This is a genomic window from Stenotrophomonas sp. Steno-C18 (assembly GCF_056393195.1).
On record NZ_JBWJOX010000005.1, the window covers coordinates 45,999 to 71,095 of the forward strand.

Annotated in this window: 22 protein-coding genes; 7 read left to right on the forward strand and 15 right to left on the reverse strand. The window is 67.8% G+C overall.

Features of this window, described 5'->3' with window-relative positions; all coding sequences use genetic code 11:
• Positions 1 to 31: 31 nt before the first annotated feature.
• From recJ to AC06FE_RS11615, 8 genes are all read right to left on the reverse strand, one after another.
• Positions 32 to 1,774: a single-stranded-DNA-specific exonuclease RecJ gene (gene recJ / locus AC06FE_RS11580; RefSeq protein ID WP_478073110.1), complete on the reverse strand. Its 1,743-nt coding sequence runs from the start codon at positions 1,772 to 1,774 to the stop codon at positions 32 to 34.
• Complete coding sequence (locus AC06FE_RS11585) at positions 1,767 to 2,690, reverse strand: phosphoglycerate mutase (RefSeq protein ID WP_132863120.1); 924 nt, start codon at positions 2,688 to 2,690, stop codon at positions 1,767 to 1,769. Before AC06FE_RS11585 ends, recJ begins: the two co-directional genes overlap by 8 nt.
• Before the next feature lie 2 nt (positions 2,691 to 2,692).
• Complete coding sequence (gene greA / locus AC06FE_RS11590; protein ID WP_192287234.1) at positions 2,693 to 3,157, reverse strand: transcription elongation factor GreA; 465 nt, start codon at positions 3,155 to 3,157, stop codon at positions 2,693 to 2,695.
• A gap of 8 nt (positions 3,158 to 3,165) precedes the next feature.
• The gene (gene carB, locus AC06FE_RS11595; RefSeq protein ID WP_192285933.1) at positions 3,166 to 6,408 is read right to left on the reverse strand and encodes a carbamoyl-phosphate synthase large subunit; all 3,243 of its coding nucleotides are present in this window, start codon (positions 6,406 to 6,408) and stop codon (positions 3,166 to 3,168) included.
• 54 nt (positions 6,409 to 6,462) lie between these two features.
• Entirely contained in the window at positions 6,463 to 7,017 is a 555-nt protein-coding gene (locus AC06FE_RS11600; protein WP_478073111.1) for a hypothetical protein, read from the reverse strand.
• Entirely contained in the window at positions 7,017 to 8,144 is a 1,128-nt protein-coding gene (carA, locus tag AC06FE_RS11605) for a glutamine-hydrolyzing carbamoyl-phosphate synthase small subunit (protein ID WP_446541445.1), read from the reverse strand. Before carA ends, AC06FE_RS11600 begins: the two co-directional genes overlap by 1 nt.
• Before the next feature lie 251 nt (positions 8,145 to 8,395).
• Positions 8,396 to 9,112 (reverse strand): 4-hydroxy-tetrahydrodipicolinate reductase, encoded by a 717-nt coding sequence (gene dapB / locus AC06FE_RS11610; RefSeq protein WP_313254361.1) that lies wholly within the window; start codon positions 9,110 to 9,112, stop codon positions 8,396 to 8,398.
• Positions 9,113 to 9,163: 51 nt separating this feature from the next.
• The gene (locus AC06FE_RS11615) at positions 9,164 to 9,661 is read right to left on the reverse strand and encodes a hypothetical protein (RefSeq protein WP_132863114.1); all 498 of its coding nucleotides are present in this window, start codon (positions 9,659 to 9,661) and stop codon (positions 9,164 to 9,166) included.
• A gap of 91 nt (positions 9,662 to 9,752) precedes the next feature.
• Between AC06FE_RS11615 and AC06FE_RS11620 the strand changes: the two genes are divergently transcribed.
• Positions 9,753 to 10,514 (forward strand): 3-oxoacyl-ACP reductase, encoded by a 762-nt coding sequence (locus AC06FE_RS11620; protein WP_478073112.1) that lies wholly within the window; start codon positions 9,753 to 9,755, stop codon positions 10,512 to 10,514.
• Positions 10,515 to 10,552: 38 nt separating this feature from the next.
• On the opposite strand, the gene AC06FE_RS11625 is transcribed toward AC06FE_RS11620, so the two are convergent.
• From AC06FE_RS11625 to AC06FE_RS11635, 3 genes are read right to left on the reverse strand one after another with little or no spacing between them, the layout of a single operon-like run.
• Complete coding sequence (locus AC06FE_RS11625; RefSeq protein WP_478073113.1) at positions 10,553 to 10,807, reverse strand: DUF6587 family protein; 255 nt, start codon at positions 10,805 to 10,807, stop codon at positions 10,553 to 10,555.
• Complete coding sequence (gene feoB / locus AC06FE_RS11630) at positions 10,807 to 12,663, reverse strand: ferrous iron transport protein B (protein ID WP_478073114.1); 1,857 nt, start codon at positions 12,661 to 12,663, stop codon at positions 10,807 to 10,809. Before feoB ends, AC06FE_RS11625 begins: the two co-directional genes overlap by 1 nt.
• Positions 12,660 to 12,908 carry a FeoA family protein gene (locus tag AC06FE_RS11635; protein ID WP_132863111.1) on the reverse strand — a complete coding sequence of 83 codons (249 nt, stop codon included), beginning with the start codon at positions 12,906 to 12,908 and terminating at the stop codon, positions 12,660 to 12,662. Before AC06FE_RS11635 ends, feoB begins: the two co-directional genes overlap by 4 nt.
• A 126-nt stretch (positions 12,909 to 13,034) precedes the next feature.
• Between AC06FE_RS11635 and AC06FE_RS11640 the strand changes: the two genes are divergently transcribed.
• The 5 genes from AC06FE_RS11640 to yeiP all read left to right on the forward strand — a co-directional run bounded on the left by AC06FE_RS11640 (position 13,035) and on the right by yeiP (position 18,764).
• The gene (locus AC06FE_RS11640; RefSeq protein WP_478073115.1) at positions 13,035 to 13,823 is read left to right on the forward strand and encodes an enoyl-CoA hydratase-related protein; all 789 of its coding nucleotides are present in this window, start codon (positions 13,035 to 13,037) and stop codon (positions 13,821 to 13,823) included.
• A gap of 19 nt (positions 13,824 to 13,842) precedes the next feature.
• Positions 13,843 to 14,736 carry a hydroxymethylglutaryl-CoA lyase gene (locus AC06FE_RS11645; RefSeq protein WP_313254375.1) on the forward strand — a complete coding sequence of 298 codons (894 nt, stop codon included), beginning with the start codon at positions 13,843 to 13,845 and terminating at the stop codon, positions 14,734 to 14,736.
• Positions 14,733 to 17,285, forward strand: a complete 2,553-nt coding sequence (locus tag AC06FE_RS11650; protein ID WP_323438017.1) for a sensor domain-containing protein — start codon at positions 14,733 to 14,735, stop codon at positions 17,283 to 17,285. Before AC06FE_RS11645 ends, AC06FE_RS11650 begins: the two co-directional genes overlap by 4 nt.
• 82 nt (positions 17,286 to 17,367) lie before the next feature.
• The gene (locus AC06FE_RS11655) at positions 17,368 to 18,138 is read left to right on the forward strand and encodes an SDR family NAD(P)-dependent oxidoreductase (RefSeq protein ID WP_313254379.1); all 771 of its coding nucleotides are present in this window, start codon (positions 17,368 to 17,370) and stop codon (positions 18,136 to 18,138) included.
• 59 nt (positions 18,139 to 18,197) lie between these two features.
• Positions 18,198 to 18,764, forward strand: coding sequence for an elongation factor P-like protein YeiP (gene yeiP / locus AC06FE_RS11660; RefSeq protein ID WP_132863106.1), 567 nt, complete (start codon positions 18,198 to 18,200; stop codon positions 18,762 to 18,764).
• Between the two features lie 142 nt (positions 18,765 to 18,906).
• On the opposite strand, the gene AC06FE_RS11665 is transcribed toward yeiP, so the two are convergent.
• From AC06FE_RS11665 to AC06FE_RS11680, 4 genes are read right to left on the reverse strand one after another with little or no spacing between them, the layout of a single operon-like run.
• Positions 18,907 to 20,040, reverse strand: coding sequence for a two-component system sensor histidine kinase NtrB (locus AC06FE_RS11665; protein WP_313254382.1), 1,134 nt, complete (start codon positions 20,038 to 20,040; stop codon positions 18,907 to 18,909).
• Positions 20,027 to 21,904 carry a DUF7844 domain-containing protein gene (locus AC06FE_RS11670; protein WP_478073116.1) on the reverse strand — a complete coding sequence of 626 codons (1,878 nt, stop codon included), beginning with the start codon at positions 21,902 to 21,904 and terminating at the stop codon, positions 20,027 to 20,029. The genes AC06FE_RS11665 and AC06FE_RS11670 overlap by 14 nt, the downstream gene beginning before the upstream one ends.
• Entirely contained in the window at positions 21,901 to 22,200 is a 300-nt protein-coding gene (locus tag AC06FE_RS11675) for a DUF2388 domain-containing protein (protein WP_132866073.1), read from the reverse strand. Before AC06FE_RS11675 ends, AC06FE_RS11670 begins: the two co-directional genes overlap by 4 nt.
• 51 nt (positions 22,201 to 22,251) lie before the next feature.
• The gene (locus tag AC06FE_RS11680; RefSeq protein ID WP_478073117.1) at positions 22,252 to 23,640 is read right to left on the reverse strand and encodes an FAD-binding oxidoreductase; all 1,389 of its coding nucleotides are present in this window, start codon (positions 23,638 to 23,640) and stop codon (positions 22,252 to 22,254) included.
• Positions 23,641 to 23,845: 205 nt separating this feature from the next.
• Between AC06FE_RS11680 and serA the strand changes: the two genes are divergently transcribed.
• Positions 23,846 to 25,087: a phosphoglycerate dehydrogenase gene (gene serA, locus AC06FE_RS11685; protein WP_132863102.1), complete on the forward strand. Its 1,242-nt coding sequence runs from the start codon at positions 23,846 to 23,848 to the stop codon at positions 25,085 to 25,087.
• The last annotated feature ends 10 nt before the right edge of the window (positions 25,088 to 25,097 follow it).

Genomic DNA, 25,097 nt, shown 5'->3' on the forward strand with positions numbered 1-25,097 from the left:
CAATTGCCCGGCTTCGCGCCTGAAGGCGCGCCTACGGGGACGGCGCTTCTGCCGGGGTGCAATGCTCGATGATCAACTGGATGGCCTGACCACCACGGTAGTCGTCACCGACCAACCGGTAGGCGATATGCACACGGCTACCGGGGTCAGCGCCCTTCCAGCCGCTGAAATGGATCGCACTGATCTTCGCGTTGCCCCCTGGCGCGCGCAGCACCAGCTTCAAGTGCCGCTCTTTCAGCACGCGCCACTCCAGCACGTCGAACGCGCCATCGAACAGCGGCTCGGCGAAACCCTGGCCCCACGGCCCAGCCAGACGCAACGCTTCGGCATGGGTGAAGTCCAGCTCCGATGCCGACAGCTCGCCGTCGCTGAGCAGCTGTTGCTGCAGGGCGGTGGGGTCAATCGTGGCCAGCACCTGCTGTTCGAACGCGGCCTTGAAGGCATCCAGCCGCTCACGCGGCAGGCTCAGGCCAGCAGCCATCGCATGGCCGCCGAACTTCTCCATCAAGCCCGGATGAGTGGCGTTGATCGCCGCCAGTGCATCGCGGATATGGAAACCGGGAATCGAGCGCGCGGAGCCACGCAATGCTGCACTGCCCGGTTCGGACGGTGCGAATGCGATCACCGGCCGGTGCAGCCGATCCTTCATCTTCGAGGCCACCAGCCCAACCACGCCCGGATGCCATTCGGCATCGAACAGGCAGGCGGCAACCGGGCGTTGCCCGTCGTCGGCCAGCAGTGCGCGCGAGACGGCCAACTCGGCGTCGTCGGTCATCAGCTGCTGCACGGCACGGCGTTCGGCGTTGATCTCTTCAAGCAACGCCGCGATCTCACGGGCCTGCGCCGGGTCTTCGGTCAACAGCAGCTCGATGCCCAGCGCCATGTCTTCCAGGCGCCCGGCCGCATTGAGGCGCGGCCCCAGTGCAAAACCGATGTCACTGCCGGTCAGTCGACGCGCATCGCGACCACTGGCCTCGATCAGCGCACGCAGGCCCACGCAGCCCTTGCCGGCGCGCAGCCGGCGCAGGCCCGCGCCCACCAGCGCACGGTTGTTCTCGTCCAGCGCGACCAGGTCGGCCACGGTGCCGACGGCGACCAGGTCCAGCAGCGTCAGCAGGTCCGGCTCGGGCTGCCCGGCAAAGGCCCCTTGCCCGCGCAGATGGCGACGCAACGCCATCAGCACGTAGAAGATCACCCCGACACCGGCCAGTGATTTGCTCGGGAACGCATCGCCATCCACGTTCGGATCGACGATGGCATCGGCCGGCGGCAGCTTCTCGCCCGGCAGATGGTGGTCGGTGACCAGCACCTGCCAGCCCAGCGCCTTGGCGGCGTTGACGCCGGCATGGCAGGCAATGCCATGGTCCACCGTGACCAGCAGATCCGGCTGCAACGCGGCCAGCTCCTCGACCAACGACGGTGACAGGCCGTAGCCATGCACCATGCGGTTGGGCACGGCGTGCACCACGTCGCACGCACCCAGCAGGCGCAGGCCACGCACGCCCACCGCACACGCGGTGGCGCCATCGCAATCGAAATCACCGACGACCAGGATGCGCTTGTTGCCGGCGATCGCCGCGGCCAGCAGTTCCACTGCCGCCTGCATCCCGCCCAGCAACTCCGGTGCGTGCAGCTGGCCCAGCTTCGGCTGCGCCTGCTCCGCCGAACGGGCACCACGCGCCGCGTAGATCCGCTGCAGCAGGGGCAGCGTCTGTGCATCCCATTGCCCGGCGTCGAGCACGTCGCGCCGGACGATCTTCACGGCATCACTCATCGGCCAACGTCGCCACCGGCTTCTTCCAGAAGCGCCACCGTTGCCCGCGATGGATGCGGTAATGCGTGCCGTCCTCGAAATCCAGGCGCAGCTCCTGCAGCTCACCGCGGTTGATCGCCTCCAGCAACGGCGTGATCGCATCACGCGTGAGCTGCTCCAGCGAACGCAACTGGCGCAGGTCGACCAACGCATCGACGGTCTGTTCCCCGCCCACGCGCACGCCGGCCATCTTGGCCAGGCCCTGCAACAGCGCGTCGCGGCTGCGCACCTGCGCATGCGCGGTCTGTACCGACGCCGGCAGCCGGCCGGCACCCCAGAACCACAATGAGTTCACCGCGCGCTTGCCCTGCGCGATGCGCTGCTCATTCCAGGAATGCTGGTGCAGCACCACCTGCGCTTCGGTCAGCAGGGCCCGCCATTGGCGGCCGGCCTCGCCCTCGGGCAGGTGCAGGAACAGGTCATCGCCCAGCGCGACGTCCGGGTCGACGAAGTCCGGCAGCGGCGTGTCCTCGGGCAGGCGCAGGTACCAGCGCGACGGCGTGGGGGCGTCCAGCTGGAAGCCGAACCCGGCGAACAACGGCTGCAGCGCGGGCAACAGTATGTCCGCATCGGGCTGCTCCAGGCGCAGCGTCTCGGCCGATGCCATCAGCCGTGCGCCCTGCATGTCCGGCGCCACGTTGGCCGGGTCGGCGCGCAGCCACAACGCACCGGCGGCATCGCCGGCATCGGCGTGGCGGCTCAATGCCGCCGCCGACCAGGTGTCGGCGGCGATGTCGAAATGCCGGCGCAGCTGCGCCGACTCTCCTGCATCGGCGAGCCCATGTTCGGCCCGCCCGAGCGCGGCGGCCACCGGTGCCGGCAATGCGCCGGCCGGGAAACGGCTGCGCGCAGGCAGCAGCAGCGTGGCCTTGGCCATCGTCAGTCGAGGTACTCGACGCTGACGATCTCGTACTCGCGCTGGCCGGCCGGCGCATCGATGGCGATGCTGTCGCCTTCGTTCTTGCCGATCAGCGCACGCGCCACCGGCGAGGAAATGGCGATCAGGCCCAGCTTGATATCCGCTTCCAGGTCACCCACGATCTGGTACCGCTTTTCCTCGTCTGACTCCACGTCGGCCAGCGTCACCGTGGCACCGAACACCACCTTGCTGCCGGCGTTGAGCTTGGTGATGTCGATGATCTCGGCATGCGACAGCTCGCCCTCCAGCTGCTTGATGCGGCCTTCGATGAAGCCCTGCTCCTCGCGCGCGGCGTGGTACTCGGCGTTCTCCTTCAGGTCACCGTGCTCGCGCGCCTCGGCGATGGCCGCAATGACCTTCGGGCGCTTGTCCGACTTCAGGTGATCCAGTTCCTCGCGCAGGCGCTGTGCGCCTTTCAGGGTAATCGGGGCTCTCATGCATTCAACTCCTTGTGCAGTTCCTGCAGCGACCAGACCGGGCCGGTGCCGCGGAATTCCAACGATTGCACCAATGCCTTGGCACCTGCAACCGTCGTCGAATAGGTGATGCGGTTCTGCAGCGCCTCGCGACGGATCGAGAACGAGTCGTTGATCGCGGCACGGCCTTCGGTCGTGTTGACGATGTAGACGATCTCGCCGTTCTTGATGCTGTCCACGATGTGCGGACGACCTTCCACCACCTTGTTGACCACCTCGCAGGTGTAGCCCTGCTGCTGCAGCCACGCCGCGGTGCCACGGGTGGCGACCAGCGAGTAGCCACGCTCGACCAGGCCCTGCACCGCCGGCATCACGCGCTGCTTGTCGGCATCGCGCACCGAGATGAAGGCCTTGCCCAGCGGCGGGGTCTTGATGCCACCGGCTTCCTGCGCACGCGCGAAGGCGGCGCTGAAGCTGCGGCCCACGCCCATCACTTCGCCGGTGGAACGCATCTCCGGCCCGAGGATCGGATCCACGCCCTGGAACTTGGCGAACGGGAAGATGGCTTCCTTCACCGAGTAGTAGTCCGGCACCACTTCCTCGGTCGCGCCCTGCTCGGCCAGCGTCTTGCCGGCCATGCAGCGGGCGGCGATCTTGGCCAGCGCCATGCCGGTGGCCTTGGACACGAACGGCACGGTGCGCGAGGCACGCGGGTTCACTTCCAGCAGGAACACCACGTCGTTGCCGTCGGCGTCGGTCTGGATCGCGAACTGGGTGTTCATCAGGCCGACCACCTTCAGCGCCTTGGCCAGCTCGGTGACCTGGCGACGCAGCTCGGCCTGAGTCTGGGCCGACAGCGAGTACGGCGGCAGCGAGCAGGACGAGTCACCGGAGTGCACGCCGGCCTCCTCGATGTGCTCCATCACGCCACCGATCAGGACGTTGCCGTCCTTGTCGCAGATGATGTCCACGTCGGCCTCGACGGCTGCGTCCAGGAAGTGGTCCAGCAGCACCGGCGAGTCGTTGGAGACCTTGACCGCGTCGCGCATGTAGCGCGCCAGGTCGGATTCGCCGTACACGATTTCCATCGCGCGGCCGCCCAGCACGTAGCTCGGGCGCACCACCAGCGGGAAGCCGATCTCGCGGGCCAGCGCCAGCGCCTCGTCGGCGGTGCGCGCGGTGCGGTTCGGCGGCTGCTTCAGGCCCAGGTCCTGGACCAGCTTCTGGAAGCGCTCGCGGTCCTCGGCTAGGTCGATGGAGTCCGGCGAAGTACCGATCACCGGCACGCCGTTGGCTTCCAGCGCTCGTGCCAGCTTCAGCGGGGTCTGGCCGCCGTACTGCACGATCACGCCCTTGGGCTGCTCCAGCTCGACGATCTCCAGCACGTCTTCCAGCGTCAGCGGCTCGAAGTACAGGCGGTCGGAGGTGTCGTAGTCGGTGGAGACGGTTTCCGGGTTGCAGTTGACCATGATGGTTTCATAGCCGTCCTCGCGCAGGGCGAGCGCGGCGTGCACGCAGCAGTAGTCGAACTCGATGCCCTGGCCGATGCGGTTCGGGCCACCGCCCAGGATCATGATCTTGTCGCGGTTGGTCGGCGCGGCCTCGCACTCGTCCTCGTAGGTCGAGTACAGGTAGGCGGTGCTGGTGGCGAACTCGGCAGCGCAGGAGTCCACGCGCTTGTACACCGGGCGCACCTTGTGGGCGCGGCGCAGTGCACGGATGGCGGCTTCGTTGGTGCCGGTCAGCTGGGCCAGGCGGGCGTCGGAGAAGCCGGCACGCTTGAGCACGCGCAGGCGCGCGGCGTCGAGCGCGTCGATGCCCTCGGCCTGCACCTGCTTCTCGTCGGCGATGATTTCCTCGATCTGGTCCAGGAACCACGGATCGATGTGCGACAAGCCGTAGACGTCCTCCACGCTCATGCCGGTGCGCAGTGCATCACCGACGTAGAACAGGCGCTCCGGTCCCGGGGCCTTGAGCTCGCGCTTGAGCGTTGCGATGTCGTCTTCGCTGGCCAGGTCCAGGCCGGTCGGGTCCAGCCCGATCTTGCCGGTTTCCAGGCCACGCAGGGCCTTCTGCAGCGACTCCTTGAAGGTGCGGCCCATCGCCATCACCTCGCCCACCGACTTCATCTGGGTGGTCAGGCGCGCGTCGGCCGCCGGGAACTTCTCGAAGGCAAAGCGCGGGATCTTGGTGACCACGTAGTCGATGGACGGTTCGAACGAGGCCGGGGTCAGGCCACCGGTGATCTCGTTCTTCAGTTCGTCCAGCGTGTAGCCCACGGCCAGCTTGGCGGCGACCTTGGCGATCGGGAAGCCGGTGGCCTTGGAAGCCAGCGCCGAGGAACGCGACACGCGCGGGTTCATCTCGATCACGACCACGCGGCCGGTGGTCGGGCTGATGCCGAACTGCACGTTCGAGCCGCCGGTGTCCACGCCGATCTTGCGCAGCACGGCGATGGAGGCATCGCGCAGGCGCTGGTATTCCTTGTCGGTCAGGGTCTGCGCCGGGGCCACGGTGATCGAGTCACCGGTGTGCACGCCCATCGGGTCCAGGTTCTCGATCGAGCAGACGATGATGCAGTTGTCCGCGGTGTCGCGGACCACTTCCATCTCGAACTCCTTCCAGCCCAGCACCGATTCTTCCACCAGCACTTCGGTGGTCGGCGACAGCTCCAGGCCGCGGTTGACGATCTCGATCAGCTCTTCGCGGTTGTAGGCGATGCCGCCACCGCTGCCACCCAGGGTGAAGGACGGACGGATGATGGTCGGGTAGCCTACGCGGGTCTGGATCTCCAGCGCCTCTTCCAGCGTGTGGGCGACGGCGGCCTTCGGGCACTCCAGGCCGATCTCCTGCATGGCCACGCGGAACAGCTCGCGGTCCTCGGCCATGCGGATGGCGTCGCGCTTGGCGCCGATCAGCTCGACGTTGTACTTCTCCAGCACACCGTGGTCGGCCAGGTCCAGCGCGCAGTTCAGCGCGGTCTGGCCGCCCATGGTCGGCAGCAGCGCGTCCGGGCGCTCCTTCTCGATGATCTTCTCGACGGTCTGCCAGTTGATCGGCTCGATGTAGACGGCATCGGCCATCTCCGGGTCGGTCATGATCGTGGCCGGGTTCGAGTTGACCAGCACCACGCGGTAACCCTCGTCACGCAGCGCCTTGCAGGCCTGTGCGCCGGAGTAGTCGAACTCGCAAGCCTGGCCGATGACGATCGGGCCGGCGCCGATGATGAGGATGGTCTTGAGGTCGGAACGCTTTGGCATTGTCTTCTCTAAGTCAGTACAGCGTGTCTGGGGGAAGTGATCGCACGCTGTCGATCAGGAAATCTGTTCCGGGTCCAGCGCGATCTTGCACTCGCGCTGCAGGACATCGACGATCCGCTGGCTGAAGTCAGCGGGCGGCTCGTTGTCGTTGAAGGCCTGCATGAAACGCTGGAAGGCCGGCTTGCCCATGAAATCGGCAATCTTGCGCTTGGTGGCCTCGTCCACGCCCGGGTCGGCCGGTTCCTTGCCGGCGGCGGCCGCTGCGGCGGTGGCGCGGAACGTCCGCGCCATGTCGGTGCCGGCCGGCGTGGCCAGGAACTGCTTCCACTCGGCCACCAGCTGCGCACCGTCGTCGCCGAAGGCGTCGGCGATGCCCTGCTGGAACTGTTCGCCCATCAGCCGGGACACCTGGGTGGAGGCGCAGGCCATGCCGGCCGCATCCTGGTCCTGCATGCCCGGCAGCTGTGCCAGCAACGGACCGATGGCACTGCCTGCGAGGTTGCTCATGCCCAGCGCCTGCATGATCTCGCCCACGTCCTTGCGCTCAGCAGGTGCCGCCACCGCGGAGGTGGCCAGCAGCAGGCCGGCGATCAGCGCGATGGCGCGCATCAGGCCTTTGCCTCTTCCATCAGGGTAATGAAGCGGTCGAACAACGGCGCCACGTCGTGCGGGCCCGGCGAGGCTTCCGGGTGGCCCTGGAAGGAGAACGCCGGCGCATCGGTCAGGGCGATGCCCTGGATGGTCTGGTCGAACAGCGAGCGGTGGGTGACCCGCACGTTGGCCGGCAGCACGCTCTCATCGATGGCGAAGCCGTGGTTCTGCGAGGTGATCATCACCCGGCCGCTGTCGATGTCCTGCACCGGGTGGTTGGCACCGTGGTGGCCGTGGCCCATCTTCATGGTCTTGGCACCGGAGGCCAGGCCCAGCAACTGGTGGCCCAGGCAGATGCCGAAGGTCGGCACCTTCGCGGCGACGAACGCCTTGATCGCGGCGATGGCGTAGTCGCACGGTTCCGGGTCGCCCGGGCCGTTGGACAGGAACACGCCATCGGGATTCATCGCCAGCACCTCGGCGGCCGGGGTCTGCGCCGGCACCACGGTGAGCTCGCAGCCGCGCTCGGCCAGCATGCGCAGGATGTTGGTCTTCACGCCGAAGTCGTACGCCACCACCTTGAACTTCGGCGCGGCGCGCACGAACTCATTGCGGTCCAGGTCCAGCTGGCCGTCGGCCCAGCCATAGGGCTTGTCGGTGCTGACCACCTTGGCCAGGTCCATGCCCTTCAGGCCGGGGAACTTGCGGGCGGCTTCCAGCGCCTTCTCCACATCGATGTCGCCGGCCATCAGCGCACCATTCTGGGCGCCGCGCTCGCGCAGGATGCGGGTCAACTTGCGGGTATCGATGCCGGCGATGGCCACCACGCCGCGCTGGATCAGCCAGTCCTGCAGCGACACCTGGTTGCGCCAGCTGCTCGGGCGGCGCGGCACGTCGCGGACGATCAGGCCGGCGGCCCACACCTTGCTGGCCTCGTCGTCCTGGTCGTTCATACCGGTGTTGCCGATATGCGGATACGTCAGGGTGATCATCTGCCGGGCGTAGGACGGATCGGTCAGCATCTCCTGATAACCGGTCATGGCGGTGTTGAACACCACCTCACCCACGGACAGGCCGGGCGCGCCTACGGATTCGCCCTCGAATACGGTGCCGTCTTCGAGCACGAGGATTGCGGCTTGGGTCACGGGAATCTCACTTTGGCTACCGGGGGACTCCGAAGCCACGCCTGCGTCGCCGGCAAAAACCGGTTGCAAAAAAGCGCGGACGGCGGTCTGTAACCGGTCCGGCTGACGTGTTTCGGCGAGCGGGAATTGTAAGGCCAAGGGGGCGCCAGCGCCAGCGCCCCGTGATGCCATTCCCAAGGGTTTCAGCCGTAACAGAAAGCCAACGAACGCACGTACTGAGGCGTATTCAGCTTGACCCCCGCCCCGCCGGCTCAGCCCAGCAGGTCGCGGACCCGGTAACGGCCGGCCGCTCGGCCGGCCAGCTGCCGGGCAGCATGCAGCGCGCCACGGGCGAAGATGTCGCGGTTGGTGGCCCGGTGCACCAGCTCCACCCGCTCGCCGAGCCCGGTGAACTGGACGAAATGCTCGCCGATGATGTCCCCGGCGCGCAGGCTGGCGTAGCGCGGCTCGGCCCCGCCCTGCACGGCCGACTCGCCCAGCGTCAGCGCGGTGCCGGACGGAGCGTCCTTCTTGTGCACGTGGTGCGACTCGACGATGTCGCAGTCCCAGCCGGGCAGCGCCTGCGCGGCCCGCTCGACCAGCTCGGCCAGCACTGCCACGCCCAGGCTGAAGTTGGTTGCCCATACCAGCGCGATGCGCCCTGCCGCGCTGTTCAACGCTGCCTGCTGCGCGTCGCTGATGCCGGTGGTGCCGGACACCAGGCCGACGCCACGTTCGGCGCACAACGCCAGCACCGGGTCAAAGCCTTCCGGCAGGCTGAAGTCGATGGCCACGTCGAACGCCGGCACGCCGGCCAGCTCACTGGCCGCGAAGTACGGGATGCCCTCGACCACGCGCTGGGTCGGCGGCTTGCGCACCACGGCGGCGACAACCTGCAGGGATGCATCCTCGGCAGCCAGGCGCAGCAGGGCCTGGCCCATGCGCCCGGAGGCGCCGTGTATCAACAGACGGATCGGAGTGTTGTTCATGGCGGGGAAACTAACGCCTGCGACCGACCTGCGACAAGCCGCACGCCTGCATCAATGATTCGCACCGGCGTGCACCACCGCCACGCTGCGCGTCACCAGCACCTTCCAGCGGTTGCGTTCGATCGTGTCGCGCCCACGGCTGACCATCCGCATGCCGGGGATCTCCAGCACCGAGGACAACTCGACCTTGGCCGTGCTGCCGTCCTCGGAGAGCGTGATGCTCTTGATGGTCTGCTGGTGGCGCAGCGGGATGCGCCCCAGCTGCGCCTGCAACTGGCGCATCATGTCCATCGTCCGGGCCAGCTCGGCGCAGTATTCCTTCTTGCCGAGCGAACGCTCGGACTGCGCGTTCTCGGTCTTCATGACCACTGACTGCTGGTAGTCCTCGGCCAGCAGTTCGCACAGCGCCTTGTCGTCTGCGATTGCCATGGCCTCGTCGGCGCGCTCGTAGAACGCCCGCACCTGCCTTTCACTGAGCGAATTACCGCCCCACTGGTAAATCCCCACCACCGCCGCGATCACCACGGCCAGCGATACCAGAAACTTCATCCAAGCCCCCTTGGTCTGCATCCTGCAAGACCGCTGATTGTATAGCGCCTGCTACCCTGCGCGCACTTCGAACCAACGGTCTGCAACACCCATGAACATCTCCGAGCAACGGGTCCTGATCACCGGCGCCGGCCGCGGCCTGGGGGCCGCGCTGGCGCGCGCGTTCGCGGCCGAAGGGGCAAGCGTCGTCCTCAACTATTGCCACAGCCAGACCGCCGCCGAGGCACTGGCCGGGGAGCTGGGCCCACGCGCGCTGGCCCTGCGCGCCGATGTCCGCGATCGCGCCCAGGTGGATGCCATGGTCGCCACCGCCGCCGCCCATTTCGGCCAGCCCATCGATGTCGTGGTCAACAACGCGCTGGTCGATTTCGCGTTCAATGGTGATGCCCGTGCCAAGGCGGACACGATCCGCTGGCAGGATTTCCACCGCCAGTTCGAAGGCAGCGTGCAGGGCGCGCTGAACACCGTGCAGGCCACCCTGCCCGGCATGCGGGCACGGGGCTTCGGACGCATCATCAACGTCGGCACCAACCTGTTCCAGAACCCGGTCGTGCCCTATCACGACTACACCGCCGCCAAGGCCGCCCTGCTCTCGCTGACCCGCACCCTGGCAGGCGACCTCGGGCCGGACGGCATCACCGTCAACATGGTGTCCGGCGGCCTGCTGCGCACCACCGACGCCAGCGCGGCCACCCCGGAGGCGGTGTTCGACTACATCGCCGCGAACACCCCGCTGCGCGAGGTGACCACGCCGGAACAGTTCGCCGACGCCGCGCTGTTCTTCGCCTCACCGTGGGCACGCGCGGTGACCGGGCAGAACCTGGTCGTCGATGGCGGATTGGTCCGCGATTGACCTGGAAACACGAACGCCGGGCAGGCCCGGCGTTCGGTTCAATGCTGCTTGGGCGCCTTGGTGTCGCAGCTGCTGCAACCACCGCAGGCACCGCCGCCATTGGCGGGCGGGGGCGCAAGCCGCCGCCCCCACTCCTGCAACCGTTGCGAATGCGCCGGCTTCACCAGCCACAGCGCAAGTGCACCGCGCAGGCGCCGAACCACGCCAGGGAACTGCTTCTTCAGCACGACCCAGGCGCTGACCAGCACGGCCAGCGCGATGACCAGGTACTGCAGCAGCATGCCCTTGTCCATCAGCCTGCCCCCAGCGCCTTGGCTACCTGGTAGGTCACCAGCGCGGCCAGGTACGCCGCCGCGAACAGGTACACCGTGGCAAACGCCATCTGCTTCCAGGAATTGGTCTCGCGGCGGATGGTGGCCAGCGTCGAGATGCACATCGGCGCGTAGATGAACCACACCATCAGCGACAGGCCGGTCGCCAGCGTCCAGCCGTCGCTGATCACCGGGGTCAGTGCCTGGATGGCGGCATCGTCATCGGCCGCGGACAGCGCGTAGATGGTGGCCAGCGAGGACACCGCCACTTCGCGCGCGCCCATGCCCGGGATCAGCGCAATGCAGATCTGCCAGTTGAAGCCCAGCGGCGCGAAGATCACCGCCATCGCATGGCCGATCTGGCCGGCGAAGCTGTAGTCGATGGCCGGCATGGTCGCGTTCTCCGGCGCGCCGGGGAAGGACAGCAGGAACCACAGCAGGATGGTCAGCGCCAGGATGATGCCGCCCACGCGCTTGAGGAAGATCATCGCGCGCTCGTACAGGCCCACCGCCAGGTCACGCGGGTTGGGCAGACGGTAGGACGGCAGCTCCAGCATCAGCGGGTGCTCGCTCTTGTCGCGGCGGAACTTCTTCATCGTCCAGGACATCATCAGCGCACTGAGGATGCCCGCCACGTACAGGGCAAACAGCACCAGCCCCTGCTGGTTGAACACGCCCCACACCGTCTTGGCCGGGATGAACGCGCCGATCAGCAGCGCATACACCGGCAGGCGCGCCGAACAGGTCATCAACGGCGCGACCAGGATGGTGGCCAGGCGGTCACGCGGGTCCTGGATCGAGCGGGTCGACATGATGCCCGGCACCGCGCAGGCGAAGCTGGACAGCAGCGGGATGAACGAGCGCCCGGACAGGCCGGCCGACGCCATCATCCGGTCCAGCAGGAAGGCAGCGCGCGGCAGGTAGCCGGACTCCTCCAGCGCCAGGATGAAGAAGAACAGGATCAGGATCTGCGGCAGGAACACGATCACCCCGCCCACGCCAGCGATGATGCCGTCCACCAGCAGGCTGCTCAGCGGCCCTTCCGGCAGATTGGCCGCGGCGAACTCGCCCAGCCAGCCGAAGCCGGCCTCGATGCCGTCCATCAGCGGGGTCGCCCAGGCGTACACCGCCTGGAAGATCAGGAACATCACCACCGCCAGCGTCAGCAGCCCGTACACCGGGTGCAGCAGCCAGCGGTCGAGCGTGTCGTCGATCTTGCCGGTGCGGCTGGGCATGCGCACCGCCGCTTCCAGGATGGCGCGCACCTGGGCGTGGTGCTCGCCGGCTTCCACTGGTTGCTGCAGGGGCTGCGAAGCCAGCTGTGGCACCAGCCCGTCGATGCGCTCGACCAGGGCCTTGGCCCCGTTGCGCTGCACCGCGACGGTTTCCACCACCGGCACGCCCAGTGCCTTTTCCAGCGCCGGCACGTCGATCTCGATGCCGCGACGGCGCGCCGCATCCACCATGTTCAGGGCCACGATCATCGGCTTGCCCAGCTCACGCACCTCCAGCGCGAAGCGCAGGTGCAGGCGCAGGTTGGTCGCGTCGATCACGCAGATCAGCGCGTCCGGCGCGGCCTCGCCGGGGTAGAAACCACGGCACAGGTCACGGGTGATCGCCTCGTCCAGGCTGGCCGGATGCAGGCTGTAGGCGCCGGGCAGGTCCAGCACCGCGTACTCGCGGCCGGACGGGCCGCGCATGCGGCCTTCCTTGCGTTCGACGGTGACGCCGGTGTAATTGGCCACCTTCTGGCGGCTGCCGGTCAGCTGATTGAACAAGGCGGTCTTGCCGCTGTTCGGGTTGCCGACCAGCGCCAGCCGTGCCACTGCCCCACTCATGCCGATACTCCTTCAGTACGCACGCGCACCCGGGCCGCTTCGCTGCGGCGCAGGGCAAAACGGGTGAAACCCACCTGGAACAGCAGCGGCTCGCCGCCGACCGGGCCCCGCGCCACCAGGCGCACCTCCTCGCCGTTCACGAAGCCCAGCTCACGCAGGCGGCGCGCAATGGCGTCATTGGGATGCAGGTCCTGTACGTCTTCAACCTTGGCGGAGGCATGCAGCGGCAACTCGGACAACGTCACTGAATGGGCCCTTCTAAGGAGTTGATAAGAATGGTTATCAATTCTAGCATCGCCGCGTCGCGTCATGGCGTCCCAGTCCTGCACCGCTATGATTCGCGCACTTACCGTTCAACTCAGGCTTTCCCGATGAGCGATGCATTGCTCGTACACCGCCAGGGCGCCGTCGCGACCCTGCAACTGAACCGCCCGGAACTGCACAACGCATTCGACGCCGCGCTGATCCAGACCCTGACCACCGCATTGGAAGCCGTCGGCAATGACCCGACGGTGCGCGCCGTGGTCCTTTCGGGGGCCGGCGCCTCCTTCTCGGCCGGCGCCAACCTGCAATGGATGCGCGCGATGGCCAGCGCCAGCCAGGACGAGAACCGCCAGGACTCGCTGGCCCTGGCCCGGCTGATGCGCACCCTGGACGAGCTGCCCAAGCCGACCATCGCCCGCGTCCACGGTGCCGCGTTCGGTGGTGGCGTCGGCCTGGTGGCCTGCTGTGACATCGCCATCGCTGCCGAAGGCGCCCGCTTCGGCCTGACCGAAAGCCGCCTCGGGCTGCTGCCGGCGGTGATCTCGCCCTATGTGATCGCGGCCATCGGTCCGCGCCAGGCGCGCCGCTGGTTCGCCACCGGCGAGCACTTCGATGCGGCCACCGCCGCGCAGATCGGCCTGGTCCACCAGGTGGTCGCGGCCGAGGCCCTGGACGCGGCCGTGGACGCCCAGCTGTCGCTGTTGGCCAAGGCCGGCCCGGTCGCCGCGGCCTCGGCCAAGGTCCTGGTCCGTGAAGTGGCCGCCGCCGGCGGTGACCGCGATGCCCTGGACCGTGCCAACGCCGGCCTGATCGCCGCGCTGCGCGCCTCCGACGAAGGCCGCGAAGGCCTGACCGCCTTCCTCGAGAAGCGCCCGCCCGCCTGGGCCTCCCCGTGACCGCAGGTATCGCAACGCCATGAACGATTTCGTCCGCATCGTGGAAGTAGGCCCGCGCGATGGCCTGCAGAATGAAAAGCAGCAGGTGACCACCGCCGACAAGATCGCGCTGATCGACCGGCTCTCGGCCACCGGCCTGCGCAGCATCGAGGCCACCAGCTTCGTCAGCCCCAAATGGGTGCCGCAGCTGGCCGACGCCGCCGAGGTGTTTGCCGGCATCCAGCGCCGCCCCGGCGTGAACTACCCGGTACTGGTACCCAACGAACAAGGCTACGAGCGCGCGCTGGCGGTCGGGGTCCAGGAAGTGGCGGTGTTCACCGCCGCCTCCGAGCAATTCAACCTGAAGAACACCAATGCCGGCATCGACGAATCGCTGCGTCGCTTCGAGCCGGTGCTGGCCCGCGCCAAGGCCGATGGCATCAAGGTCCGCGGCTATGTCTCCACCGTGCTCGGCTGCCCCTACCAGGGCGAGGTGCCGCTGGCCGACGTGGTGCGCGTGGCGCGCAGCCTGCATGCGATGGGCTGCTACGAGATCTCGCTGGGCGACACCATCGGCGTGGGCACCCCGCTGAAGGCGCGGGCGATGCTGCAGGCGGTTGCCGCCGAACTGCCGGTCGACGCCCTGGCCATCCATTTTCACGACACCTATGGGCAGGCACTGGCTAATATCGCCACATGCCTGGACGTGGGGGTCCGGGTGGTGGATTCGGCGGTCGCGGGCACCGGGGGGTGCCCCTATGCGCGTGGCGCCAGTGGTAATGTCGCCAGCGAGGACGTCGTCTACATGTTGCACGGTATGGGGATGAGCACCGGCGTCGATCTGCCGGCGCTTGCCGCCACGGGGAACTGGCTCGCCGAACGGCTGGGCCGGCAGACAGGCAGCAAGACAGGAAAGGCTTTGACAGTGTCATGACCGGAACCGGCCAGCGCATAGTCCACGCGGAGGGGGAACACCCCGCCGCCCACGTCGATGCGCTCGCCGGGCTGGACCAGGCCCTGCACCAGCCGCTGCCGCTTGCTCTGCAGCAGGTACTGGTCGCCGCCCGCGCCGCACTCAGCGAGGCAATGACCGAGCGGCACGCCGCCCAGCGCCGCTACGAGGCGCTGTTCGATGCAGTGCCTGACCCGGTCAGCATCCTCAGCGCCACCGGAGTCGTACTGGACCTCAACAAGGCCGGCATCGAGGCCTACGGCCGGACCCGCGAGGAAATCGTCGGCCAGCCCATCGAACTGCTCAACCCCGACCTGCCCGCCGACCACCTGGAGCCGGTCTGGGAAACCCTCCACCGCGGCGAGACCTACGTGGTGGAAGTCACCAACATGCGCGGCGACGGCAGCCGCTTCCCGGTGGAAGTGCATTCGGCGGTGTTCGAGCATGACGGCCAGCAGTGCATCGTCGCCGTCGCCCGCGACCTGAGCCGGCGCTGGCAGGCCGAAACGCGCTACCGCCTGCTGCTGGAGTCCATCGACAAGGGAGTGATGCTGTTCGACCGCAGCTTCAACATCCTCTCGGCCAACCCCGCCGCGCACCGCATCCTGCAACTGACCAACCACCTGCCGGCCCGCGCACCGGTGGATGCCGATGAGTGGATCACCGTCGACGAGCGCGGCCGCCGCCTGGGCATGGAGCAATGGCCGGTCGCACGCGCGTTCCGCGACGGACGCATCATCCCCAGCACCATCGTCGGCCTGTACCACCGGCCGCACGGCCGCATGATCTGGATCTCGATGACCACCGTGCCGGTGTTCTCGTCCAACTGCGACCTGCCCGACCATGTGTTCTCGCTGTTCAGCGACATCACCGAACTCAAGCGCGACCATGCCTTGTTCGATCGCGCCCAGGCCCTGGCCCACATCGGCGGCTGGGAATGGGACCGCGGCCAGAAGCGCCTGTACCTGACCGGCGAAGCCCAGCGCATCCTCGGCCAGGCCCAGCCGCCGGAGGACCTGGATACCCTGCTCGGCTGCCTGAACCTGGGGTCGCGCCAGTTGCTGCGCGAGGCCATGGACCGGGTGGTCGAGCAGCGTGCCGGCTTCGAGCTGGAGCTGCAGGGGCAGCGCGCGAACGGGCACAGCTTCTGGATCCGCATGATCGGCGAGGTCGAGCCCGGCGACCTGGCCTCCAGCCGCATCGCCGGCACCCTGCAGGACATCACCGAATCCAAGCAGGCCGAGGAAACGCTCAAGAACCAGGCCCGCACCGATCCACTGACCGGCATCATGAACCGCGATGCCGCGCTCACCGACCTGGAAGCGCGCCTGAGCAACCCCTCCCACGCCGGCGTGGCGGTGCTGTACATCGACCTGGACCGCTTCAAGACCGTCAACGATGTGCTCGGCCACAATGCCGGGGACCAGTTGCTGATCGAGGCGACCCGCCGCATCAGCCAGGCCATCGGCACCGAGGGCCTGCTGGCCCGCTTCGGTGGCGACGAATTCGTGGTCACCTGCGATGCCCGCGACCTGCCACAGCGCCCCGAGCAACTGGCCCAGGCCATCACCGACGCCTTCGTGCCGCCCTTCCAGTTCGGCAAGGATGAGTTCGCGGTCACCACCAGCATCGGCATCGCCCGCGCGCCGCAGCATGGGCAACGCCCGCAGCAGCTGATCCAGAACGCGGACCTGGCCATGTATGAGTGCAAGCGCCGCGACCGCAATGGCTGGCAGGCGTTCTCGCCGGAGCTGGCCCGGCGCCAGCGCGACCGCCTGCAGATCGAACGGCGCCTGCGCAAGGCCTTGGAACGCGACGAGTTCCGGCTGGTGTACCAGCCACAGGTGGACCTGCGCAGCGGCGAACTGGTCGCCTGCGAAGCGCTGATCCGCTGGCACGACCGGCAACTGGGCGAGCTGCGCCCGGATATCTTCATCAGCCATGCCGAGAACACCGGCGACATCGTCCGGATCGGCGACTGGGTGTTGCACCAGGCCTGCCAGCAGATCCGCGAATGGCGCGACCAGGGGCTGGGGTTGGTACGAGTGGCGATCAACGTCTCCTACCGCCAGTTCAGCGGCGACCGGCTGGCGCACCAGGTCCAGTCGGCACTGCAGGCGTTCGACCTGCCCGGCAGCGCGCTGGAGCTGGAGTTCACCGAACGGGTCCTGATCGAGGACGCCCCGGCCACCCTGCGCACCTTCGCCGAGCTGCGCGGGATGGGGGTGATCCTGACCATCGACGACTTCGGCGAGGGCTACAGCGCCCTGAACTACCTGCGCAACCTGCCCATCCATGGCCTCAAGCTCAGCCAGCTGTTCATCGGCGGGGTGCCACGCAACCGTTCCGACGTGGCGGTCTGCGAGGCGGTCTGCGGCATTGCCCGCAGCCTGGGCCTGGGGCTGGTGGCCGAGGGCATCGAGTCCGAGGCCCAGCGCCAGTTCCTGCTGGAGCTGGGCGTGCCGGTCGGCCAGGGCTTCCTGTTCTCCCCGGGCCTGTCCCCCGGGGAACTGGCCCTGCGCCTGCGCTGAAACGGCAAGCCGGCCTGCCCCTCTGGGCGGAGCAGGCGCATCCGCTAGAATCGGTGGTCCATTTTTCCGCAGGATCGTTCCAATGCAGCTGTCCTCCGTGCGTGCTGTCATCACCGGTGGTGTTTCCGGCCTCGGCCTCGGCGTCGCCCAGTTCCTGGTCGCCAACGGCGGCAAGGTCGCCCTGTTCGACCTCAATGACGAGAAGGGTGCGGCCGCCGTCGCCGAGCTGGGCGCCGACAATGCCCGCTACTTCACCACCAACGTCACCGACGAGGCCGGCGTGGCCGCCAACCTGGCTGCCGCCAGGGACTTCCTGGGCGGGCTGAACGTGGTGATGAACTGCGCCGGCATCCTTGGCGCCGGCCGCGTGCTGGGCCGCGAGGCCCCGATGCCGCTGGCCAATTTCCAGACCACGGTGATGGTCAACCTGGTCGGCAGCTTCAACGTGGCCAAGGCCGCGGCCGACCTGATGCAGCACAACGAGGCCTCGGCCGATGGCGAGCGCGGGGTGATCATCAACACCGCCTCGGTGGCCGCCTATGAAGGCCAGATCGGCCAGGCCGCCTACTCCGCCTCCAAGGGCGGCGTGGTCGGCATGACCCTGCCGATGGCCCGCGAGCTGTCGCGCTTCGGCATCCGCGTGCTGACCATCGCCCCGGGCGTGTTCTGGACCCCGATGGTCGATGGCATGCCGCCGAACGTGCAGGAATCGCTGGCCGCCTCCATCCCGTTCCCGTCGCGGCTGGGCCAGCCGGCCGACTTTGCCAGCCTGGTCGGCCACATCATTGGCAATACCTACCTCAACGGTGAGACTATTCGCCTTGACGGTGCCGTGCGTCTGGCACCGAAGTGATCCCCCCGCGGGCGCCCCCAGGGCGCCCGCCTCCGTTTACCCCAACCGACTTTCCAAGCATGAAAGCCAGCGATATCAAGAAAGGCAACGTCGTCGAATACAACAACGGCGTCTATCAGATCCGCGACATCGAGCGCAGCTCACCGCAGGGCCGCGGCGGCAACGTCCGCTTCCGTTTCATCATGTACAGCGTGCCGGGCGGCAACAAGCTCGATGCCAGCTTCGACGCCGATGACAACCTGAGCGAAGTCGAGCTGCTGCGCCGCCAGTCCACTTATTCCTACATGGACGGCGACGCCTTCGTGTTCCTGGATGACGAGGACTACACCCCGTACACGCTGGATGCGGACGTGATCGGCGACGACGCCGGCTACATCACCGAAGGCCTGACCGGCATCTACGTGCAGGTGATCGACGACCAGCCGGTGGCGATCCAGATGCCGCAGCACGTGACCCTGGAAGTGGTCGAGACCCCGCCGGAACTGAAAGGCGGCACCGCGACCAAGCGTCCGAAGCCGGCCAAGCTGAGCACCGGCATCGAGATCATGGTCCCGGAATACATCACCAACGGTGAGCGCATCCTGGTCAACACCACCACCGGTGAGTTCGGCGGCCGCGCCGACTGATCCGCAGCCGGGTGCACCCGGCATCGCGCCGGAAGGCACTCCTGCCCCGGCAGGAGCGGCCTCGGCCGCGAAGCTGATGCCGGCCTCGACCTGCATCAGGGCCCGTCATCCGGACATCACCGGATGACAGGGCATTCCGGGATCAGCGCACCACCGGGAAGTACAGCGATACCGCCGCACCCCCCAACGCCGACCGGCCGATCGTCGCGGTGCCCCCGGACTGCGAAGCAAACCCGTACACCTGGCTCAGCCCCAGCCCGCTGCCGTCACCCACGCTCTTGGTGGTGAAGAACGGCTCGAACACGCTGCCCTGGATCTCGGCCTGGATGCCCGGCCCGCTGTCGCCGACGGTGATGCAGACGAAATCCTCTTCCTCGCCCTTGCCCCCGGGCAGCACGGCGGTTTCCAGGCGGGCTTCCAGCACCACCCGGCCCACCCCGTGCATCGCGTCACGGCTGTTGCTCAACAGGTTGAGCAGCGCGGCCTCCAGTTGGCCGGTATCCACCGCGATCGGCGGCAGGCCCTGCGCCACCTGGATGTTCAGCTGGATGGTCTCCCCGCACACGCGGCGATACAGCTCCAGCGACGACTGCAGCAGATGGCCGACGTCACTGACCTCCGGCACCAGCGTCTGCCCGCGGCCGAAGGCCAGCATCTGCCGGGTCAGCTGCGTGCCCCGCTCCACCGCACGGTGGGCGATGTCCAGGATGCGGCGCGCACTCTCGTCACCGGTACGGCGAGCGGCGAGCATGTCCAGGCTGTTGGCGATCACCGACAACAGGTTGTTGAAGTCATGCGACAGCCCCAGGGTCAGCTTGCCGACCGCGTCCAGCCGCTGTGCGCGCAGCGCGATCTCCTGCGCCTCGTTGACCCGCTTCTGGGTCTGGAAGAAATCGCTCAGGTCGCGCACCACCATCAGCACGCGCGGCGTCGTGTCCCCGCTGCCTTCCACCCGCTCCAGCAGCAAGCCGGCACGGAAGCGCGTGGCGTCCTTGCGCATCATCGCCAGGCCCTGGTTCTCGAAGCTGTGCAGCAATGCCTTGGTCAGGGCCGCGCGGTCCGAGCCACGGTCCACTTCGGCGCTGCTGAACAGACAGGCGAAGTTACGGCCAACCAGTTCATCGGAACGATAGCCGAAGACCCCCAGCACACCGGCATTGCAATCCAGGATCCGCCCGTGGTGGTCCATCTGCAGGACCGCGCATGAGCGCAGTCGCATCACATCCTCGGCCAGCTGCGTCGCCCCATCGGGCAGCTGCACATCATTCATTGCCATGCTCAACCGCACCCTCCACAAGTCGTCCTCTCCCCCGCTCCCCGGTCAGTACGACTGGCAAGGAGGACGACGTACCGTACCGCAAACGCAAGCGTTGGCGCAGGTAGTCCAGATTCGATTCAATGCCGGCCATCTGCGCCTGTTGCCCGGCAGGCAGCAACGCCAAGGCTTCCGCGCGCAGCGCCGACCATTGCGCGATGGCTTCCGGTGCGCCCGCCGCCACCGCCCCACGGGCAAGATCGCGCTCGGCGGGGGTCGGGATGCCATATCCACCCAGCGGCAGCCCGCCCGGTGCCACCAGCAGGCCAGCGCGCTGCATCAGGGCCAGAAACTCGGCATGCTGCCGCGCCGCGTCCTTCCCCCCCAGCAATTCACGCTTGAGGCGGTCACGGGCCAGCAGCTCCTGGCGCCGCCATCCGGCCTGTTCCAGCAGGAGCAGTGCCGCCAGCGATTGCCCGTCGGCCCGCTCCATCCATGGCCGCCGCTGCCCGGCCGGCAACGCCAGCCAGTGCGCGACATCGGCCACCGGCAACCCCAAGGCCTCCCGCGCCAAGGCGAACACCAGCGCGTAGTGACCGGCGGCCGATTCGAAGTAATAGCCCCCGCGCACCGCTTCGGCGGTGTCCTGCGGGGCGGCCGCCAACAGGTGCTGGCGCTGCAGCTTCGCGCGCAGGCCGGTCGGGGTGATGGATTGCAGGTCGGCCTGGCCCAGCCGCGGGGCACCGTCGCGCAGCAGCTTCCAGGTTTCCACCGCGCAGTTGTTGCTGATGAAGAAGTAGCGGCCGTCATAGCTCCAGTGCAACTGCGCGGCCTGCTGCAGCAGCCCGGTGATTTCCTGCCGGTCCAGCGCCAGTGGCACCGACGAGACGCCACGCAGCTCGACCTTGGTGTATTCGTCGATCACCCGGTTCAGTGGCAGCACGAACAGGCGTGACGGGTAGGAACCGGTCAAGCCGCGCCAGTTGGAGATCTGGACGTCGCCGACGAAGGCACGGAAGGACAGCACCAGGTGATGTTGCAGGTCCATCCGGCAGGCAGGGCCAGGTGGCCGCCCCGGCGCGCACACCACCAATCGCAACATGCTGTGGCCCCAGCGGCTCATCAGCACGTCGTTGCCCTCGGCCAGCAGGTAGTCCACCTGGTAGACACGCGCAGGATCCAATTCGACCAACTCGGCGGACCCTTCCTGTTCGCCGGCCTTCATCAGCGGCACGGCTTGGGCGCAAGTTGCTGAGGCTTCCGCCGGGAGATCGCCCAGTTGCGCGGCATACCAGGCCGCCAGCGCCGGGCGCCGGCAGCCGAACTGCGGATCAAGCAGGTAGTGCTCGAAGTTGACCGCGAAGAACTCGACCGGGTTGTCCCGCTCGTAGGCATCCGGGCTGCGCAGCGTGAAGCGGTTGCGTCCCCGGCCCGGCCAGAGCGGGCGCTCCTGCCAACCGGCCAGGTCGCGGAAGCGGGCCTGCTTCGACCAGCCACCGTCGGGTGCGCGATCCAACGCATGTGCCAGCTCGTGGACCAGCGCGGCGCGCACCACGGCCCAATCAGGCTCATGACCACCGTCCAGCGCATCAAGCAGGCGCCGGTCCAGGCCGAGCACATCGCCGTGGGCGCGCCCTTGCACGTGTTCAGGCAGATCCTCGCGCCAGCGCAACCGCAACGGGCGGGTTGCACGTGCACGCAGCGCAGGCGGCGCGCGCTGCAGGACATCCTCGACCAGTTGTTGGCTGTCGCGCCGTTCGGACGGCGACAAGCCCGGGCCGTCCACGCTGATGCGCAGTGCGGCCTGGCCCTGGCCGGCGGCCAACAGGCCGGCCAGCAGGACTACCAGCCACCGCGCACGCGGCAGCCGGCCGGTGCCGGTCACAGCGCCAGGATCTTCCGCGCCAGTTCCATGTCGCTGGCTTCACGGGCGGCGGCATCACGCTCGCGCAGGTGGATCAGGGCCGCTTCCAGCCATGCCCCACGGATGGCGCCATTGCTGGCGACAAAGCCGGCGGCGTCTTCGCGCGCATCCAGCACCACCTTGTCGTCGCCGGACGAGCTGCCCGACGAGTTGGAGGACGCGCCCGAGGCCGATCCGGCCGATGTTCCGGCAAAGCTGGAGGCGAACACCGACAGCGGCAGGGCAAGCAGGGCGCAGAACAGGATCGGGCGGATCATCGTCAGGTCGGTCTTGGCGATTGGAGGGCGCACAGAGTAACTGGCAAACCCTTACTGGTCGAACAACTTGCCCGGGTTCATCAGGCCGTTCGGGTCGAACGCCCGCTTGACCCCGCGCATCAGCGCGATCTCGGCCGCGCCACGGGTGCTGCCCAGGTAGGCCTTCTTGACCAGCCCGATCCCGTGTTCAGCCGAAATGCTGCCGTCGAAACGGTGCAGCACCTCGGCCAGCAGCTTGGTGACATGCTCGCACTGGGTCAGGAACTCGGCATCGCTGGTGTCGTCGGGCTTGAGCACGTTGATGTGCAGGTTGCCATCGCCGATATGGCCGAACCAGACCACGTCGAAATGCGGGTAGGCACCGTTGATCAGCGCCTGCGACTGGGCCAGGAACGCCGGCATCGCCGAGATCCGCACCGATACGTCGTTCTTGTACGGCTTGTAGCGCGCGACCGCCTCGGTGATCCCTTCGCGCAGGCGCCACAGCTGCTGGGCCTGGGCTTCGCTGGCGCTGATGACACCATCCAGCACCCAACCCTGCTCCATGCAATGCTCGAACGCCGCCATCGCCGCCGCTTCGCCGGCCTCGTCGGCCGAGGCGTACTCGGTGACCACGTAGTACGGATGGATCTCCCCGAACGGGTACTGCGCCCCGTGCGCGGTGACGTGCTGCACGGCGCGGTCGGTGAAGAACTCAAAGGCCTCCAGCTGCAGGCGCTGACGGAACGCCGAGAACACCTGCATCAGCACGTCGAACGACGGCAGCGCCAGCAGCATCACGTTGGTGGCCGGCGGCGGGTCGGTCAGCTTGACCGTGGCCTCGACCACGATGCCCAGCGTGCCTTCCGAGCCGATCACCAGCTGGCGGAAGTCGTAGCCGCTGGAGTTCTTGATCAGGCCCTTGTTGAGCTCCAGCAGTTCGCCGTTGCCGGCCACCACCTTGAGCCCGGCGATCCATTCGCGGGTGTTGCCGTAGCGGATCACGCGGATGCCGCCCGCATTGGTGGCGATGTTGCCACCGATCGAGCAGGAGCCGCGCGCGGCGAAATCCACCGGGTAGATCAGCCCGTGCTCCCTGGCCGCGTTGTGCAACGCCTCCAGCGGCATGCCGGCCTGCACGGTCAGGGTGCGGTCCACGGCATTGAAGTCCAGCGCCTTGTTCATGCGCTCCAGGCTGAGCACCAGCTCGCCGTTGGCCGCCACCGCGCCACCGGACAACCCGGTGCGGCCGCCGGACGGCACCACCGCCACGCCGTGCTGGTTGGCCCAGCGCACCACCGCCTGCACTTCCTCGACCGTCCCCGGCAAGGCGATGGCCAGCGGGTTCGGGGTCCAGCGGCGGGTCCAGTCACGCCCGTAATGCTCCAGGTCGGCCGGATCGGTCTTCAGACGCAGGCTCGGGCAGGACTGCTGCAGGCTTTGCAGGCGTGGATCGGTCATGGCGGTGTTTCGGCGGCGTGAAAGCCGCCAAGCGTGACAGTCCGGCCGCGCCTCGTCCAGTCACCTTGGCAGCCCGCTGCCAAGCGCAGGTAAATTCATCTGAAACCTTTTCTCCATCAATGCCTTGCCGCGTTGCGCAGCGCACCAAAGCGGCTTCGGATCTGGCATAGTTGGCGGCCCTTCCCCCTGTGCCGTCGTACCCGACATGTCGCCCAAGAAGACCTCGTTCCCGAAGCAGGACATCCGCGTTTTGTTGCTCGAGGGGGTCAGCCAGACCGCCGTGGACACGTTCAAGGCGGCCGGGTACTCGCAGATCGAATTCCATACCAAGTCGCTGCCGGACGAGGAGCTGAAGGCCCGCATCGCCGAGGCCCACATCGTCGGCATCCGCTCGCGTACCCATCTCTCGGCCGAGGTGCTGTCCCACGCAAAGCGCCTGATCGCGGTGGGCTGCTTCTGCATCGGCACCAACCAGGTGGACCTGGAAGCGGCCGAGCTGGCCGGCATCCCGGTGTTCAACGCGCCCTACTCCAATACCCGCTCGGTCGCCGAGCTGGTCATCGCCGAAGCCATCCTGCTGACCCGTGGCATCCCGCAGAAGAACGCCGAATGCCACCGCGGCGGCTGGTCCAAGTCGGCCGACGGCAGCCATGAGGTGCGCGGCAAGACCCTAGGCATCATCGGCTACGGCCACATCGGCACCCAGGTCGGCGTGCTGGCCGAGGCGTTCGGCATGAACGTGATCTTCCACGACATCGAGACCAAGCTGTCGCTGGGCAACGCGCACCCGGCCATCAGCCTGGACAGCCTGCTGGAGCGTTCGGACATCGTCACCCTGCACGTGCCTGAGAACGGCTCCACCCAGTGGATGATCGGTGCCCCGCAGCTGGCGAAGATGAAGAAGGGCGCGCACCTGATCAATGCCGCGCGCGGCACCGTGGTCGACATCGACGCGCTGGACGCGGCGCTGCGCTCGGGCCACCTGGGTGGCGCGGCAGTAGATGTGTTCCCGGTCGAGCCCAAGGGCAATGGCGACCGCTTCGAGTCGCCGCTCACCGCGCATGACAACGTGATCCTGACCCCGCACGTGGGCGGCTCGACGCTGGAGGCACAGGAGAACATCGGCATCGAGGTCGCCGCCAAGCTGGTGCGCTACAGCGACAACGGCTCCACCCTGTCGGCGGTCAACTTCCCCGAGGTGACCCTGCCCGAACACGACGAGAGCCTGCGCCTGCTGCACATCCACCGCAACGTGCCGGGCGTGCTGTCCAAGATCAACGAGATCTTCTCGCGCCACAACCTCAACATCGACGGCCAGTTCCTGCGCACCGACCCCAAGGTCGGCTATGTGGTGATCGACATCGGCGCGACCGAGGAGCAGGCCACCGTGATCCGCGACGAGCTGGCGGCCATCCCCGGCACCCTGCGTACGCGCATCCTCTACTGACCGCGGCAGT